Raw genomic sequence first — 16,552 nt, 5'->3', positions numbered from 1 at the left:
TAAAATTATCACTATATTTGCAGGCTCAATAACGCGATTATATATATAATAAACTAAAAATAAAACAATGCAAAACAAAGGAATTGTAAGATTTATTGCAGTTGCACTCATTCTTGTGTGCTGCTTCTATCTTTCGTTCTCGTTTGTGACTCGCCACTTTGAAAACAAGGCTGAGGCACTGCGCGCTGAACTGGGAGATAAGGCAGCCGACGAGTATTTGGACTCGCTGTCATCTGAGGACCATGTATGGCTCGGAGCTTGGAGTCTTGACGAGTGCCGTGAGATGGAAATTGGCCTGGGTCTTGACCTGAAGGGCGGTATGAACGTTATTCTGGAAGTGTCAGTGCCTGACATCGTAGACTTCCTGGCTGGTCACAAGACCGACGAGGGCTACCGTAAGGCATTCGAGGCTGCCGTGAAGGACGAGGAGAAGAGTCAGTCAGACTTCATCAGCCTCTTCGTAGAGCGCTGGAAGGAGTTTGGTGGTGGTCGTCAGCTGAACACCATCTTCGCTACACAGCAGATGCGTGACAAGGTGAACACCAAGAGCACCGACGAGCAGGTTATCGCTGCCCTGCAGGCAGAGGTTGATGCTGCTATCGACAACGCCGAGACCGTGGTTCGTACCCGTGTAGATAAGTTCGGCGTGGCTCAGCCAAACATCCAGAAGCTGAGCGGCCAGAGCCGTATCATGGTTGAAATGCCAGGCGCCAAGAAAGATAAGGATCGTATCCTGAAGCTGTTGTCAGGAAGTGCTGACCTGCAGTTCCATGAGACCTACATGCGCGAAGAGGCTATGCCTTTCATCGGTCAGTTGCACTCTGCTTACTTGGCTGAGATTAGCGACATCAAGGCTGAGGCTAAGGAGGATACCGCCGCTGTTGCTGAGGCAGAGGCTGTAGAGGCAAACGATACCGTTAATGCCCTCGACCTGGCTGCTAAGAAAGACCTCGCTGCTGCTGAGGCTGGCAACAACAATCAGGCAAAGAGCCTGCTGAACTACCTCGTAGTGAATGACCCCTATCACACAGAGAGCCTCTGCGACGTAGGTTATGCCCGCGTTACAGATACTGCTGAGGTCAATAAGGTTATCTATTCAGAGATTGCCAAGAAGGTGCTCCCCAAGGAGATGCGCCTCTACTGGGATGCTAAGGTCAGCAAGATCGAGAATCCCGAGACTGGCAAGAAGACCAAGGTGCTGCACCTCTATGCTATCAAGGTGAACGATCCTAACGGAAAGGCTCCTCTGACAGGTGACGTGGTGACAACCGCTAAGGACGACTACAGCAACGAGATTGGTAATGTAGGTCCTGTGGTTTCTATGCAGATGAATACTGAGGGTACCCGCATCTGGGCTAACCTGACTAAGATGAACGTAGGTCGCGCTATCGCTATCGTCCTCGACGAGGTGGTTTACAGTGCTCCTCGCGTAAACGGTGAGATTCCTGGTGGTAGCTCACAGATCTCTGGTCGCTTCACTCAGGCCGACACCAAGGACTTGGCTAACACTCTGAACTCAGGTAAGATGCCTGCTCCTCTGCGTGTTGCTTCTTACCAGATGGTAGGTCCTTCACTCGGTGCTCAGTCAATCCAGCAGGGTGTTATTTCATTCATCGTAGCCTTTGTGCTGCTGATGGTTGTGATGGTGCTGCTCTACAACTGGATTCCTGGTATGCTGGCCAACTGTGCCCTGCTGTTCAACCTGTTCTTCACGCTGGGTATTCTGAGCTCGTTCCAAGCAGCGCTGACCATGCCTGGTATTGCAGGTATCGTGTTGACACTGGGTACGGCTGTGGATGCTAACGTGCTGATCTACGAACGTACGAAGGAAGAGTTGCGCAAGGGCTTGAACATCAAGGAGGCCCTGAACCTGGGTTACTCTAACGCTTTCTCAGCTATCTTCGACTCTAACTTGACATCACTGCTCACAGGTATCATCCTGTTCGTAGTTGGTACAGGTCCTATCCGTGGTTTCGCAACGACGCTGATCATCGGTATCTGCGTATCGTTCTTCACCGCTGTATTCATGACCCGTCTGGTTTACGATCGTCAGATGAAGAACGACAAGTGGCAGAAGCTCACCTTCTCTACACCTCTGTCTAAGAACCTGATGCAGGGAACAAAATTCAACTTCATGGGCTCATTCAAGGTGTCTTACGCTGTATGGGCAGTCGCTATTGTTGTATTCTGCATTAGCTTCTTCTTCCGTGGCGTCAGCAAGAGCATTGACTTCACCGGTGGTCGTAACTATGTTGTAGTACTCGATAAGGAAGTACCCGTTGAGGATGTACGTGCTGCATTCGATGGCGTATTCGCTCAGAACGACGAGCAGAGCGCTAACCCCGGTTCTCCTGCCAGCACCACTATCATCGCCCTGGGTGATGCCTCTAACCGCACCGTTCGTATCTCTACCAACTGGGACTACGACGTAAACAGCCCTGTGGTTGACGACGTGATTGAGGACAGCATCTACAGCGTACTGAGCAAGGCTGAGCTGATCAAGGCTGAGACCAGCAAGGAAGACTTCCGCACACCTCCTGCCAACGAAGAGGATACCTCTAAGGGTACCATCGTTAGCTCAACAAAGGTAGGTCCTTCTGTGGCAAAGACCATCACTCGTAGCGCTATCATCAGCGTTATCCTGGCTCTGATTGCCATCTTCCTCTACATCCTGCTCCGCTTCCGCAACGTAGCCTTCTCTATCGGTTCTATCGTTGCTCTGAGTCTTGATGCACTGGTTGTTATCGGCTTCTTCTCACTGCTCCACACATGGGTGCCCATGTCGCTCGAAATAGACCAGACCTTTATCGGTGCTATCCTGACCGTTATCGGTTACTCTATCAACGATAAGGTGGTGGTATTCGACCGTATCCGTGAGAACATGCAGCTCTATGCTAAGCGCGACCGCAAGCGTCTGTTCAATGATTCACTGAACCAGACCCTGGCTCGTACCATCAACACCTCAGTGACCACGTTAATCGTGCTGCTCACTATCTTCTTCCTGGGTGGCGACAGCATCCGCTCATTCGCCTTCGCCATGATTCTTGGTGTTGTATTCGGCACGCTGTCTTCTATCTTCATCGCTGCTCCTACAGCTTATCTCACCATGAGCCGTAAGGACCGCATGGAGGACTTGACAACAGAGCCTGTTGAGGCTGCAAAATAAGACGACTAAGTTCTTAATATAAGAAAATGTACGCACATGCACGTGCGTACATTTTTTTATGTGGTGATTTTTCGTATTTTGTGTTTTATTTTGATTAAATTTTATATCTTTGCATCACGATTAATCATAATAAGTAATATGAAGAGATGTCTTTTGTTTTTGGCAACAACCATGGTAGCGGCTGTTGCCGGTTGGGCTCAGACCAGTTTCAGCGAGCCAACGACGTTGTATGTGATGCATAGCAGTGGTAATCACTTGGAGAAAGGTACTGATAATGGCGGATGGATTGAGGCATCCACAAAATCCAATCCACAGAAGATGACGTTGATACCCGATGGAACAGGATATTATTCCATACAGGTGGACGGACAAAAAGCTTTCCTGTCGCAGTCGAGACAATGGAACACGGTTTTCGTTGCCGACTCTTCTCTGGCTGAGGCAAAATTCCTGATTGAACCAGGCATGAGCCAATACGTAAAACTGCGTTGCAAATCCAATAACAAATATCTGGGTACAGACAGTAACGACGGTCACCAGAAGGTGTTTTCCGACAAAGACGGGTCGGACATGAAGCACCTATGGTATTTTGGCAGCAAAGTCAATGCCACGCCCCCTGTTGATACCCTTACTTATATGGTTAATCCGCAGGTGGTGCGCCAGCATTTCGATGGCTGGGGCGTGTCGCTTTGCTGGTGGGCAGGCCAGTGTGGCAAGTGGTCGGACGAGAAAATCACGGAAATCGTGAAGTGGCTTGTCAGTCCCACCGGCCTTAATTACACCCATTTCCGCTATAACATTGGCGGTGGCGACGACCCCGAGAACAGTCATTGCGACCTGCACCATATGGGCAGAGGCAAGGGCCTGCGTGCTGAGATGGAAGGTTTCAAGGACTTCAGTGGCGATGAGTATCATTGGGACCGCGATGCTGCCCAGCGAAAGATTATGCTGAAAATCAAGGAGCTGCGCCCCGATGCCGTGTTTGAAGCCTTCAGCAACTCCTGTCCTTATTACATGACCTACAGCGGTTGCTGCAGCGGCAATGTGGATGGCGGAAAAGACAATCTGAAGCCAGAGTATTACGAGGAGTTTGCACATTATCTGGTGGATGTCTGCAAGCACTACAAGGACGAATACGGCATTGAGTTCAAGACCCTGGAGCCCTTTAATGAGTCGGTCACTAATTTCTGGTATGCCAACGGTCCGCAGGAAGGCTGTCATTTCGACTATGCCTCGCAGATAAAGTTCATCCGTGTATTAGAGCCTATCCTAAAAGCCTCAGGACTCAGCACGGTTATCTCGGCATCCGACGAGACCAATATAGGACTCTCCGTAGAGGGCTTCAAGCAATATAAGAATGCCGGTGTGCTGTCGAAGGTGGGCCAGTGGAACACCCACACCTATTCCGGCAATAATGCCGACCGTTCGCGCCTGGCATTCCTGGCCCATCAGTCTGATATGCCCCTTTGGATGAGCGAGACGGGTAGTGGTGGCAACGGCATTGGCGGCAATCTCAGCATGGCGCAGCGACTGCTTGACGATATGCGCTACATACAGCCTGAGGCGTGGATTGACTGGCAGTATATGGAAGAGGCCAATGACCAGTGGTGTACCATTCGCGGCAGTTTTGCCGACCAGACTTACGCCAAGGTGAAGAACTACTACGTGCGCCAGCAGTGCTCACGCTTCATTAAGCACGGCTACGACATCATTACATCGCCCTGTCCGAAGACGCTGGCTGCCGTTAATGCCGCCCGCGATACGTTGGTGCTCGTGGTGCTCAACGAAGGTACAAAAGCAATCCACAATATTGACCTGTCGCTCTTTCCCGACCTGCCTGCGCTTACAAGTATCAAGGCTTACCGCACTTCGGCCAGCGAGAATCTGACCAGCACGAAGAGTGGCGTTACCCTTAATGGCAGTGAAATGAAGGTCATCATGCCTGCCCAGTCTATCATGACATTTATTATACCTACCCAGTGTGCGGTCGCAGAACCAGACAGCCTGCTGCGCGACGGGTGTGAATATCTGATTATTCCTCGACATGAGACCTCGCGGGCCGTCTCGGCAACGGGCAGCAGGGTGACTATTCAGGACATAGACTACGGTGATGCCCAGCGCTGGATGCTCTCCGACCTTGGCAATGGTACCTATGGCTTGCAAAACGCACTCGGACTGCGGCTCACGGCTCATCGTAACCTGAGCAGCTCTACGCTTACCGCTGCGAAGAGCGAGGCCGACGAGCAAGATTTCTATATAGAAGTCGTTGACTATCCATATTATAAGATTCTGGCTAAGAAGGGGCATAGTCACGCCTTCGACCTCAATAATGAGTCAACAGCCCCGGGAACCGTAGTCTCTGTTTGGCAGTATCAGGACGGCAACGCCGCCCCCATTCATCGTCAGTGGATGCTGTTTCCGCTTAACAGTTCACAAAAGACTGATGCCATTCACGAACTGCCTATGTCGCAGGAAAGGATGATGCAGTCTGCTGAAAAACGAATCTATGACCTGTCAGGTCGCCGCATGGGCAACCGTGGCGGGCTGAATAAGGGACTTTATATTATAAACGGTCGTAAAGTGGTGATACCTTAGGGCATTTCCGTTTTCCCTCTGCGAAATAGGAAATTCCCTACTGAGGTTTAGGAAAAACACCTTGCGTAGCAGCTGCATAGTTTGTATCTTTGCAATGTGAACAAGAAGTTGAACCCTTTAAAAAGATACAGCTATGAAGAAGTTTTTTACCTATACAGCAATGATCATCCTGACGATGACTCTGTTTACCAGTTGCGATATTGAGTTCTGGGAGGATATGGAAGACCGCAGCGAGGCTCGTACACTCGACGGCACTTGGACTGGCTATATCGATACCTACTATTACGACCGTTGGGGACTGACTGGCGACAGCTATCGCACCACGATGTACTTCGAGCGCACCAGTGCCTATAGCGGATGGGGCTATGAGGTTGACTACGACCTGAACAGCCGCTATTCTGACTATTACTACTGCGAGTTCGAGTGGGATATCTACAAGGGAAGCATCCGCATTCGCTATGCCGACAGTTGGAACGACGTATATATCAACGACTACCGCCTGAGCAGCAACCGCTTCGAGGGCTATATGGACGACGGCACCTCAAAGGATATCGTGTTCCGCCTGAACTACGACAATCGCTTTGACTGGGGCTACTGGAACACACGCGGCATCACTCGCAGCGCCAGCGATAGCACCACCACCGCCTCTGCAAAGGTGATGGCCAGCGGCAAGTTTGCTAAGTAATCCTGTCGTTGTTACACAGAAAAAGCGTATCTTTGCAGGCAAAAAGGTGCAAGGATATGAAGATACCAAGTTTGCAATACTATCATATAGCTGAGGGCCTCACCGCCTTCAGCTCTATGCGTAAAGGGGGCTATAGCACAGGGCGCTATGGCGAGTTTAATATCAACAGATATTGTGGTGATAGCGATGAGGCTATCCGCAAGAATCGCGAGGCGCTGTGCCGCCTTCTGGATATTACCGACGACCGTCTGCTGATGCCGCATCAGGTCCACAAAGCCGAGATAGCTGTGATTGGCGAACAGTTGGATGTTGACCTTGAGGGCTATGATGCGCTGATGACCAATGTGGAGGATGTGTGTATCGGCGTCTCTACAGCCGACTGTATCCCCGTGTTGCTCTATGACCCACGGCAGCGTGCCGTCTGTGCCGTTCATGCCGGCTGGCGAGGCACGGTGATGCGCATTGTGGAGCAGTCCATAGCAAGGATGACGGAAGTTTACGGCACCAATCCCGCAGACCTTATCGCACAGATAGGACCAGGCATCCACCTGGAGAGTTTCGAGGTGGGCGACGAGGTATATCAGGCCTTTGAAGATGCGGGATTTCCGATGGAATCCATCAGCAGAAAATATGAGAAATGGCATCTTGACTTGCCTGAGTGCAACCGCTTGCAGTTGATTTCCGCAGGCGTGCCAGATGCGCACATCAGCGTGTCGCCCGTGTGCACCTATATGCAGTCAGACACCTATTTCTCAGCCCGCCGACTGGGCATCGAGTCGGGTCGCATCTTCACGGGTATTATCCTAAGAAGAAGAGACTGACACCTACAACCGATACCACGGCACCCACTACGGCGCGCCATGTAATCTGCTCCTTAAACAGCCAGTAGGACGGCAGGATAATGATGATAGGCGTCGTAGCCATCAGTGTAGAGGCAATGCCAGCACCTGTGTATTGCACAGCCATCAGTGAGAATCCCACACCCACGAAGGGACCGAATATCGTGGTAGCCGTTGCTACCGCCAGACCCTTTCTGTCGTGCAGCGCCTCGCGCAGCGGAGCCATTCCCTGACGCACATACATCAGCAGTGAGAAACCAATGATGCCTGCCACGCAGCGATAGAAATTAGCACTAAAGGGAACGAGCCATGAGGGCATGTCTGCCGTCATCTCGTAGTGGTCCATACCAATCTTGCTCAACACCAAGCCCACGCCCTGACACATAGCGGCGCCCACAGCAAAGAGCACACCGTTCAGGGGCAACTTCAGCGACACCTTATGATGCTCGCCGCGACCCAGCACGGAGATGCTGATACCAAAGAGCGTCACCAGCATGGCCACGATGCTCATCAGCGTCATCTGCTGACCCAGTGTGACCCACGCCATCAGCGCAGCCGCCAGCGGTGCCATCGTCATAAACAGTTGTCCGAAGCGCGAGCCAATGATGATATAGCACTGAAAGAGGCAGAAATCGCCTATCACATAGCCCACCAGACCTGATAGCAGCATCCATCCGCCGGCCTCCCATGAGGCTCCAGCAGGCAACGGACTCCCCGTTACCACCATAAACAGCACTCCCGAGAACAGCAGTGCCAGCGCCATTCTCAGCACGTTCAACGTAAGGTTTCCCAGTCTCTTTGAGCCAAATTCGCTCAGCAGCGCCGTAGCCGTCCACGAGAACGCTACGCCAATAGATATCAATTCACCAATGTAAGTCATAGTTTTCGTGCCGCAAAGGTACAAAATAATGTGGAAACAGCCAAATAGTTGGAAAAAAGTTGTTATCTTTGCAACTAATTTCTATCCCAAACTTTGGGATGTACATTTCAAAGTCTGGGATGCGTATTCCAAAGTTGGGGATGGAGATTTCAAAGTTTGAAACGAAAAAAGATAAGTGATATGGCTAATTATGTAATTAAGGAAATGCCTGAGGGCATGGGCAACGGCAAAAAAGGAAGGATATTCCCCAAGATGCAAGTCTATACAGAATATGACTACGATAAGGTGGTGGAACTCATTCACAACTATTCGCCTGCTTTCAGCGAAGGTACGGTGCGTGGCGTACTTGATACGCTTTCAGAGGTTATGAAGACATATCTTCCCATGGGTCACACCATGAAGATAGACAATCTTGGTGTCTTCTCGTTGGCTCTCCAATTTTCTGATAATCCAGCGGAAGACGATAAGCAGGACGAGCCCAAGATGAAGTATCGTCGTGTAGAGGCTAAGGGAGTGAACTTTAAAGTTGATAAGAAACTGGTAGATGATATTAACAGAGACAACACCTTTGAGCGTGCGTCCTATAATCCCGCTACCACCTCCCCCTATACACCAGAAGAGCGTCTGCAGCGTGTGCTCCGTCATATCGATAAGCATGGCTTCATCACCCTACAGGACTATGCTAATCTCAATGCCCTTAGTAGCAGTTCTGCCTCGCGAGAACTGGCTAAGTTTGTCGCCAACCCAGCATCAGGAATAACTGAAAAAGGTGCCGGATCGCATAAAGTGTGGGTGAAAAAATAAAGCGAGGGGGATAGACCTTGAATCTATCTCCCTCGAATTTTTGTGACAGTTATTTTCGCTTACTTCCGCTTCCATGTCTGCGTCTCGTACAGGAAACCGATGTAGCCGCGTACTTTCAACTTGCCGTCTTCCAGCCAAATAGAGCATTTATAGTCCTTGCCGTTCTTGGGATTGTAGATGCGACCACCTTCCCACTTCTCCTTCTTCTTTGAGAGACCAGAGAGGATGTTCACGCCCATCAGTTTACGACTGCGCAATTTCTCGTCAGGGTTGTGGGTATCCTTGGTCTCAGGACCCTGCTTCAGCCACACAATCTTACCGTTTACCTTGCCGTTGGCCTCATAGATTTCCACTTGGGCATCGCCAGCCTCAGTCAGCCATTTTCCCTTGATGTCTTGTGAATAACCAGTCTGGGCGAACACGGCCAATACTAAACTTAATACAAATTTTTTCATCATTTATTCTGTTTATATTGGTGATAATTTCGACCGCAAAGGTACACACTTTTTCTGAATAGTGGGGCGATATGGTATAAAAAAAAGCACCGCAAGGATGATTTCCCTGCGGCGCCTCTTATATAAATAATGTACGTGCGTATTAGTCGGCGAGCTTTGCCTTAATCATCTCGCGGTTCAGGCGAGCGATGTTAGCGATGGTCTCGTTCTTAGGACATACAGCCTCACAAGCGCGGGTGTTGGTACAGTTACCGAAGCCCAGCTCGTCCATCTTGGCAATCATGTTCTTCACGCGGCGGGCAGCCTCAATCTTACCCTGGGGAAGCAGGGCGAGCTGAGAAACCTTTGACGATACGAAGAGCATGGCAGAACCGTTCTTACATGCTGCAACGCAAGCGCCGCAACCAATACATGTAGCGCAGTCCATAGCCTCGTCGGCATCCTCCTTAGGAATCAGGATAGCGTTGGCATCCTGAGCCTGACCGGTGCGGATAGTGGTGTAGCCACCAGCCTGGATAATCTTATCGAAGGCGTAGCGGTCAACCATACAGTCCTTAATCACGGGGAAGGCAGCTGAACGCCAAGGCTCTACGGTGATTACGTCGCCATCGTTGAAACGACGCATGTAGAGCTGACAGGTTGTAGCGCCACGCTCTGTGCGACCGTGAGGTGTACCGTTGATGTAGAGTGAGCACATACCGCAGATACCCTCGCGGCAGTCGTGGTCGAATACGAAGGGCTCCTTGCCTTCGTTGATGAGCTCCTCATTCAGGATGTCGAGCATCTCGAGGAACGAGGTATCATCGGGAATATCGTGCATCTCGTGGGTGTCGAAATGTCCCTGGTCCTTGGGGCCATTCTGGCGCCAGAACTTTATTGTAAATGAAATATTTCTTGCCATAATTTTAATTCATTAGTTATCTTACGATGACTAATGGCTTCGCCTCAGCAGAGTTCAAGCGAGCTTGACTCTGCCTTCGGCTTGCACATTAGTTCTTATAGTTACGTGTCTGTACCTTGATTGCCTCGTACTCCAGTGGCTCCTTGATGAGCTCAGGCTCGTTGCCCTTGCCTTTGTACTCCCAGCAGCCTACGTAGAAGTAGTTCTCGTCGTCGCGCTTAGCCTCGCCTTCCTCGGTCTGGTACTCCTCACGGAAGTGACCACCGCAAGACTCGTTACGAGAGAGTGCGTCGAATGCTACGAGCTGACCCATTGTGAAGAAGTCGCGCAGGTGGATAGCCTTGTCGAGCTCCACGTTGAGACCTTCCTTAGTGCCAGGAACGAAGAGGTTGGTGTCGAACTCCTTCTCGAGCTCGTGCATCTTCTTCAGACCTTCCTTCAGGCCCTCAGCGGTGCGACCCATACCTACATACTCCCACATGATGTGACCCAGTTCCTTGTGAATAGAGTCAACAGAACGCTTACCCTTGATGTTGAGCAGACGGTCGATCTCGGCGTTAACGCCCTTCTCGGCAGCCTCGAACTCAGGCAGATCGGTAGAAACCTTTGGCCATACAGCCTGATCTGCGAGATAGTTCTGGATGGTGTAAGGCAATACGAAGTAACCATCGGCCAGACCCTGCATCAGAGCAGAAGCACCCAGACGGTTGGCACCGTGGTCAGAGAAGTTACACTCACCGATAGCGAAGAGACCAGGGATTGTGGTCTGCAGTTCGTAGTCAACCCAGATACCACCCATTGTGTAGTGGATAGCGGGATAAATCATCATGGGCTTATAGTATTTCACGCCATTGATTTCCTTACCGAAGTCACCAGGATAAACGTCGGTAATCTCTTCGTACATATCGAACAGGTTGCCATAGCGCTGCTTCATGGCGTCAAGACCAAGACGGTTGATAGACTCAGAGAAGTCGAGGAACACAGCCAGACCAGTGTTGTTCACACCGAAGCCCTTGTCGCAACGCTCCTTAGCGGCACGTGAAGCCACGTCACGGGGAACAAGGTTACCGAAGGCGGGATAACGGCGCTCCAAATAGTAGTCGCGATCCTCCTCGGGAATATCCCAAGCCTGGATCTCACCTTTCTGAAGTTTCTTGGCATCCTCGATATTCTTTGGAACCCAGATACGACCATCGTTACGCAGTGACTCAGACATCAGCGTCAGCTTAGACTGCTTGTCGCCGTGAACGGGGATACAGGTGGGGTGAATCTGAACGTAAGAGGGGTTTGCAAAGTAAGCACCCTTACGATAGCACTGAACAGCAGCGGTACAGTTACAACCCATAGCGTTGGTAGAGAGGAAGTAAGTGTTACCGTAACCACCAGTAGCGATAACTACGGCGTTAGCTGAGAAACGCTCCAGCTCGCCAGTAACCAGGTTCTTGGCGATGATACCACGAGCGCGGCCATCAACGATGACTACATCCTCCATCTCGTAACGGGTGTAGAGCTTCACCTTGCCAGCGTTAACCTGACAGCTCAGTGAGCTGTAGGCACCCAGCAGCAGCTGCTGACCGGTCTGACCCTTTGCGTAGAAGGTACGGCTTACCTGAGCACCACCGAAAGAACGGTTGGCCAGCATACCACCATACTCACGAGCGAAAGGAACGCCCTGAGCTACGCACTGGTCGATAATATTGTTTGATACCTCAGCCAGACGATAAACGTTGGCCTCGCGAGCACGATAGTCACCACCCTTTACGGTATCGTAGAACAGACGGTAGATAGAGTCACCATCGTTCTGATAGCACTTAGCAGCGTTGATACCACCCTGAGCAGCGATAGAGTGAGCACGACGGGGAGAGTCCTGAATACACAGGTTGATCACGTTGAAGCCCATCTCACCGAGTGAGGCTGCTGCAGAAGCACCAGCCAGACCGGTACCTACTACGATAATGTCGAGCTTCAGCTTGTTCTTGGGGTTAACCAGTCGCTGATGAGCCTTATATTCCTTCCATTTCTCAGGCACTGGTCCTGCAGGAATCTTTGAATCTAATACTTTAGCCATAATCTTTTTTAATGCTTAATTCTTAATTCATAATGAATAATTAGCAGCACAAACTGCAGCTGCTGCCATCACAGAGTGAAGGAGCGCAACCGAAAGCGAATGCCAGCACTACTACGAGGAAGCCCAGCATCAGCAGGGTAACGTAGATGAAACCGATGGTCTTCCAACGGCAGAACCATGTCTTACCGCTCATACCCAGGGTCTGCAGAGAGCTCCAGAAACCGTGAGTCAGGTGGAACCAGATAGCTACGAACCAAATTACGTAGAGCGTTGCAAATACGGGATTGCTGAAGGTGTCCTGCATGAAGGCAAAACCATCAGAGGGGCTGTGAGCAACGCTCATACCAGTCAGCTCGGCAAACATCATGTTGTACCAGAAGTTGAACAGGTGGAGAATCAGACCCAGCAGGATGATGATACCCAGCACGAGCATGTTCTTTGATGCCCACTCCACTTTACCAGCGTTTACCGTTGTAGCTACCTCATAGCGATTGTCGCCACGGGCCTTGCGGTTCTGTGCTGTCAGAATGAAAGCATAAACGATGTGGAGCACGGCCAGACCAGCCAAGCCCATTGTTGCCACTACGGCATACCAGTTGGCACCGAGCATCTCACAAATAGCATTGTAAGCCTCGCCCGAGAACAGCGCAACCAGGTTCATGCAGCAGTGGAACGTCAAAAACAGAATCAGCGCGATGCCAGTGAGTGACATCACCACCTTTCTACCAATTGATGAATTAAATAACCACATAAATGATTGAAAATTAATGAATGAATTATTGTATTTAGATTTATTTAGGGCACAAAATTAATCAAAAATCGTGAAATTACAAACGATTACATTAAGAAATATAAGAAAAATGTGTAATTTTGTAGCCGACAAGAATGTTTCTTCGTCAAAAAACATCTGCTTAAAACGAATATGAAAATTCAATTATTAACCTTGGCGCTGCTTGGCATATTGTCGGCGCAAGCTCAAGAGAGACAGGAAATTCTTTTACAGGACGATTGGCAGTTCTCGCGTGATAAACAGACGTGGCAGACGGTGATCGTACCCCACGACTGGGCTATCAGTGGACCCTTTGACAAGAAGTGGGACCTGCAGACGGTAGCTATCGTTCAGAATGGTGAAAAAATCGCGACAGAGAAAAGTGGGCGAAGTGGGTCGTTGCCCTGGATTGGTGAGGGCCATTATAAAAGGGTCATCACGATTCCTTCAGATTTCAGTGGCCATGCCGAATTGATATTCGATGGTGCCATGTCTGAGCCTACGGTCTATGTCAATGGAAAGCAGGCTGGCTATTGGGCTTATGGCTATAATACCTTCCGCGTGGATATCACGCCTTTTGTAAAAGGAGGTGAGAACCTGTTGGAGGTGCATCTGAAGAATGTGGAGGAGAGTTCTCGCTGGTATCCTGGTGCAGGCATCTATCGACCTGTGACACTCGTCCTCACACCTCAGCAGGCGCGTATTGATGACTGGGGTATCACCACCAGGACAGAGTTGCATGTTAAGAATGGTAAAGGCGTTGATTGTACCAAATTGGTGGTGGAGGTGCCCATTCTCAATGCTGGTCAGGGACTGCCTGTCATCATGGAACTCTTCGCTCCAGACAATAAAAACAAGATATGGGTCTGTCCTGCACCGCAGAAAAGAGGATCAGGAAAGGCTGTCGGCACCTTTATGATTCCCGATGCCCAACTGTGGACTCCTGAAACGCCTAATCTCTATAAGTTGCGTATCACCCTTTGTGACGGCATCTCTGCCCCCAATGTATATGACGACTTCGGTAAGGCCATCGACCGGAAAACGATGAAATTGGGCTTACGCACCGTCAGAGTGTCGAAGGAAAAGGGTTTCCAGCTGAATGGTGTGACGCGAAAACTGAAGGGTGTCTGTCTGCATCATGACCTCGGACCACTGGGCGCGGCAGTCAACAAAGCTGCTTTGATTCGCCAGATAAAGATTATGAAGGAGATGGGGTGCGATGCTATCCGCACGGCTCATAATATGCCGAGCCAGTGGCAGATGGATATCTGTGACTCGCTGGGAATGATGGTGATGGCCGAGAGCTTTGACATGTGGAAGTATCCTAAGTGTAAGAATGGATATGCGCGCTTCTTTGACCAGTGGGCCGACAAGGATATCACGAATCTGGTGAAGGCGAATAGGAATCACCCGTCCATCGTCATGTGGTCTATCGGCAACGAGATTCCTGAACAATGGAGTGAGGAGGGAAGAGAAATGGCCATTCGCTTGCAGGGACTGGTACATTCTCTTGATGCAACACGCCCTGTTACTCAGGGCATGGATCGCGTAGATAATGCACTGGCCAGTGGTTTCGCGCAGGCAATGGATATCCCTGGACTGAATTACCGATTGAATAAATACCAAAAGGCGCATGATACGCTAACGCATGGCTTCCTGTTAGGATCGGAAACGGCCTCTACGGTCTCTTCGCGTGGCACCTATTATTTCCCTGTAACGCCTACGGATAAGGGTGTTCACCCTGATGGTCAGTGCTCGGGCTATGATGTGGAATGGTGCTCATGGAGTAACTTGCCCGATGATGACTGGCAATGGCAGGATGATAAGGACTGGGTGATTGGTGAGTTCGTATGGACGGGGTTCGACTATCTTGGTGAGCCCACGCCTTATGATGAGTACTGGCCTTCGCGCTCGTCGTATTTTGGTATCTGCGACTTGGCCGGACTCCCCAAGGACCGTTATTATCTCTATCGCTCGCATTGGCGTAAAGACGAGCATACCATCCATCTGTTGCCTCATTGGACATGGGGAAAGGAGAGGGTAGGCGAGGTGACGCCCGTCTATTGCTATACCGATTATAATGAGGCTGAACTCTTTGTCAATGGTAAGAGTCAGGGGCGCATCAAGAAAAACAAAGATAGTCGTCTGGACCGCTATCGCCTGCGCTGGAACAATGTGAAATATGAGCCTGGTGAGGTGAAGGTGGTGGTTTATGACACCAATGGAAAGCCTGTTGGTGAGAAAATAATGAGGACAGCTGGGAAACCTGCAAAACTCAAGACTGAGGTGTGGTCGCAGGCGTCCAGTCTCAAAGCCGATGGCAATGACCTGGCCTATATCACTGTTAGTCTGGTGGATAAGTATGGCACGCTGATACCTGATGCTACAGACCAACTTTCATTTGAGGTAAGTGGCGCCGGCTCTTTCAAGGCTGTCTGCAATGGCGATGCTACCAGTCTGGAGGTCTTCACCGAACCTACGATGAAACTCTTTGCGGGACAGTTGGTCGTGGTTTGTCAGGCGGGCAAGAAAAAAGGTCAGCTCACGCTTACTGTCAAGGACAAACAGCGTAAACTGACCAGGAAAATAAGTATCCCTGTGGAATAATAAAGCCCCTCCGGAATGGAGGGGTTTTTTATTTAGAGTTTTTCGCCAAAGCAGAGATCGCCGCAGTCGCCGAAACCTGGTACGATGTATTTGTGCTCATTCATGCCGGGGTCAATGGCTGCGCACCATAGCGTAACATCATCGGATACGCTCTTCTGTAACATTTCAACACCTTCTGGCGTGCCAATTACACTGGCAATATGCACCTGATGAGGCTTGCCAGTTTTCAGAAGAGCCTCATAGGCAGCTACCATTGATCCACCTGTAGCCAACATGGGGTCAACGATGATGAGGGTCTTGCCTTTCACGCTGGGCGAAGCCATGTATTCTGTGTGGATGCCTACCTCGGTATGTTCACGATTGGTGTACATGCGGAAGGCTGATACAAAACCGTTTTCTGCATGGTCAAATACGCGAAGAAAACCTTCGTGAAAAGGTAGTCCGGCACGCAGCACCGTGGCCAGCAGCACCTCGTCTTTAATCATCGGAATATCGATGGTTCCAAGGGGTGTTGTCACTGTTTTTGGCTTGTAGGTCAAGGTCTTCGACAGCTCGTAGGCCATCATCTCGCCAATACGTTCAATGTTGTTACGAAACAGCAGACGGTTTTTCTGATAACTCTTATCACGAATCTCGGCCATGAAATGATTGATGACCGAATTTTGCTCTGAGAAATTAATGACTTTCATAAATTTAGATTTTTGATTGCAAAGATAGTTATTTTTGCACGATAATTGCTAACTGCGGGTTGCAAAACCTTTAAACTGACTCTTGTTTTGAGATACT

Annotated in this window: 12 protein-coding genes; 6 read left to right on the top strand and 6 right to left on the bottom strand. The window is 50.2% G+C overall.

Translation table 11 applies throughout. The features are described from left to right. The first annotated feature begins 67 nt into the window (after nt 1–67). The 4 genes from secDF (at nt 68) to pgeF (ending at nt 7,264) form a co-directional block, all read left to right on the top strand. Entirely contained in the window at nt 68–3,166 is a 3,099-nt protein-coding gene (gene secDF / locus L6468_RS14490) for a protein translocase subunit SecDF (RefSeq protein WP_237793835.1), read from the top strand. A gap of 138 nt (nt 3,167–3,304) precedes the next feature. After that, complete coding sequence (locus tag L6468_RS14485) at nt 3,305–5,758, top strand: glycoside hydrolase (protein ID WP_237793833.1); 2,454 nt, start codon at nt 3,305–3,307, stop codon at nt 5,756–5,758. A 133-nt stretch (nt 5,759–5,891) separates the two neighbouring features. After that, nucleotides 5,892–6,443 (top strand): ShlB/FhaC/HecB family protein, encoded by a 552-nt coding sequence (locus L6468_RS14480; protein ID WP_091817611.1) that lies wholly within the window; start codon nt 5,892–5,894, stop codon nt 6,441–6,443. 56 nt (nt 6,444–6,499) lie between these two features. Continuing rightward, the gene (pgeF, locus tag L6468_RS14475) at nt 6,500–7,264 is read left to right on the top strand and encodes a peptidoglycan editing factor PgeF (RefSeq protein ID WP_237793831.1); all 765 of its coding nucleotides are present in this window, start codon (nt 6,500–6,502) and stop codon (nt 7,262–7,264) included. On the opposite strand, the gene L6468_RS14470 is transcribed toward pgeF, so the two are convergent. Then, entirely contained in the window at nt 7,242–8,162 is a 921-nt protein-coding gene (locus L6468_RS14470) for a DMT family transporter (protein WP_237793823.1), read from the bottom strand. The genes pgeF and L6468_RS14470 overlap by 23 nt on opposite strands. A 180-nt stretch (nt 8,163–8,342) precedes the next feature. Here L6468_RS14470 and L6468_RS14465 point away from each other — a divergent pair, with 180 nt between their 5' ends. After that, complete coding sequence (locus tag L6468_RS14465) at nt 8,343–8,966, top strand: HU family DNA-binding protein (protein WP_237793814.1); 624 nt, start codon at nt 8,343–8,345, stop codon at nt 8,964–8,966. Between the two features lie 59 nt (nt 8,967–9,025). Here L6468_RS14465 and L6468_RS14460 read toward each other — a convergent pair whose 3' ends face one another. From L6468_RS14460 to L6468_RS14445, 4 genes are all read right to left on the bottom strand, one after another. Beyond that, nucleotides 9,026–9,424, bottom strand: coding sequence for a DUF2147 domain-containing protein (locus tag L6468_RS14460; protein ID WP_237793812.1), 399 nt, complete (start codon nt 9,422–9,424; stop codon nt 9,026–9,028). 139 nt (nt 9,425–9,563) lie between these two features. Beyond that, on the bottom strand, nt 9,564–10,322 hold the full coding sequence (locus L6468_RS14455) for a succinate dehydrogenase/fumarate reductase iron-sulfur subunit (RefSeq protein WP_091817599.1): 759 nt from the start codon (nt 10,320–10,322) through the stop codon (nt 9,564–9,566). An 88-nt stretch (nt 10,323–10,410) separates the two neighbouring features. After that, nucleotides 10,411–12,390: a fumarate reductase/succinate dehydrogenase flavoprotein subunit gene (locus L6468_RS14450; RefSeq protein ID WP_091817596.1), complete on the bottom strand. Its 1,980-nt coding sequence runs from the start codon at nt 12,388–12,390 to the stop codon at nt 10,411–10,413. Between the two features lie 40 nt (nt 12,391–12,430). Next, the gene (locus tag L6468_RS14445; RefSeq protein WP_091817594.1) at nt 12,431–13,141 is read right to left on the bottom strand and encodes a succinate dehydrogenase/fumarate reductase cytochrome b subunit; all 711 of its coding nucleotides are present in this window, start codon (nt 13,139–13,141) and stop codon (nt 12,431–12,433) included. 171 nt (nt 13,142–13,312) lie between these two features. Here L6468_RS14445 and L6468_RS14440 point away from each other — a divergent pair, with 171 nt between their 5' ends. Continuing rightward, nucleotides 13,313–15,766 (top strand): glycoside hydrolase family 2 TIM barrel-domain containing protein, encoded by a 2,454-nt coding sequence (locus L6468_RS14440; RefSeq protein ID WP_237793809.1) that lies wholly within the window; start codon nt 13,313–13,315, stop codon nt 15,764–15,766. Nucleotides 15,767–15,798: 32 nt separating this feature from the next. Here the strand turns inward: L6468_RS14440 and upp are convergent, their stop codons facing one another. Further along, complete coding sequence (gene upp, locus L6468_RS14435) at nt 15,799–16,455, bottom strand: uracil phosphoribosyltransferase (protein ID WP_091817587.1); 657 nt, start codon at nt 16,453–16,455, stop codon at nt 15,799–15,801. Between the last annotated feature and the right edge of the window lie 97 nt (nt 16,456–16,552).

The organism is Prevotella communis (genome assembly GCF_022024115.1).
GTDB lineage: Bacteria > Bacteroidota > Bacteroidia > Bacteroidales > Bacteroidaceae > Prevotella > Prevotella communis.
The sequence above is the reverse complement of the archived record's forward strand: the minus strand, read 5'-3'. Positions and strand labels throughout refer to the sequence as shown.

Bases quoted from the DNA above. Each gene is read 5' to 3' on its own strand.
- secDF (WP_237793835.1), top strand. From the start codon at position 68: ATGCAAAACAAAGGAATTGTAAGATTTATTGCAGTTGCACTCATTCTT.
- L6468_RS14485 (WP_237793833.1), top strand. From the start codon at position 3,305: ATGAAGAGATGTCTTTTGTTTTTGGCAACAACCATGGTAGCGGCTGTT.
- L6468_RS14480 (WP_091817611.1), top strand. From the start codon at position 5,892: ATGAAGAAGTTTTTTACCTATACAGCAATGATCATCCTGACGATGACT.
- pgeF (WP_237793831.1), top strand. From the start codon at position 6,500: ATGAAGATACCAAGTTTGCAATACTATCATATAGCTGAGGGCCTCACC.
- L6468_RS14470 (WP_237793823.1), bottom strand. From the start codon at position 8,162: ATGACTTACATTGGTGAATTGATATCTATTGGCGTAGCGTTCTCGTGG.
- L6468_RS14465 (WP_237793814.1), top strand. From the start codon at position 8,343: ATGGCTAATTATGTAATTAAGGAAATGCCTGAGGGCATGGGCAACGGC.
- L6468_RS14460 (WP_237793812.1), bottom strand. From the start codon at position 9,424: ATGATGAAAAAATTTGTATTAAGTTTAGTATTGGCCGTGTTCGCCCAG.
- L6468_RS14455 (WP_091817599.1), bottom strand. From the start codon at position 10,322: ATGGCAAGAAATATTTCATTTACAATAAAGTTCTGGCGCCAGAATGGC.
- L6468_RS14450 (WP_091817596.1), bottom strand. From the start codon at position 12,390: ATGGCTAAAGTATTAGATTCAAAGATTCCTGCAGGACCAGTGCCTGAG.
- L6468_RS14445 (WP_091817594.1), bottom strand. From the start codon at position 13,141: ATGTGGTTATTTAATTCATCAATTGGTAGAAAGGTGGTGATGTCACTC.
- L6468_RS14440 (WP_237793809.1), top strand. From the start codon at position 13,313: ATGAAAATTCAATTATTAACCTTGGCGCTGCTTGGCATATTGTCGGCG.
- upp (WP_091817587.1), bottom strand. From the start codon at position 16,455: ATGAAAGTCATTAATTTCTCAGAGCAAAATTCGGTCATCAATCATTTC.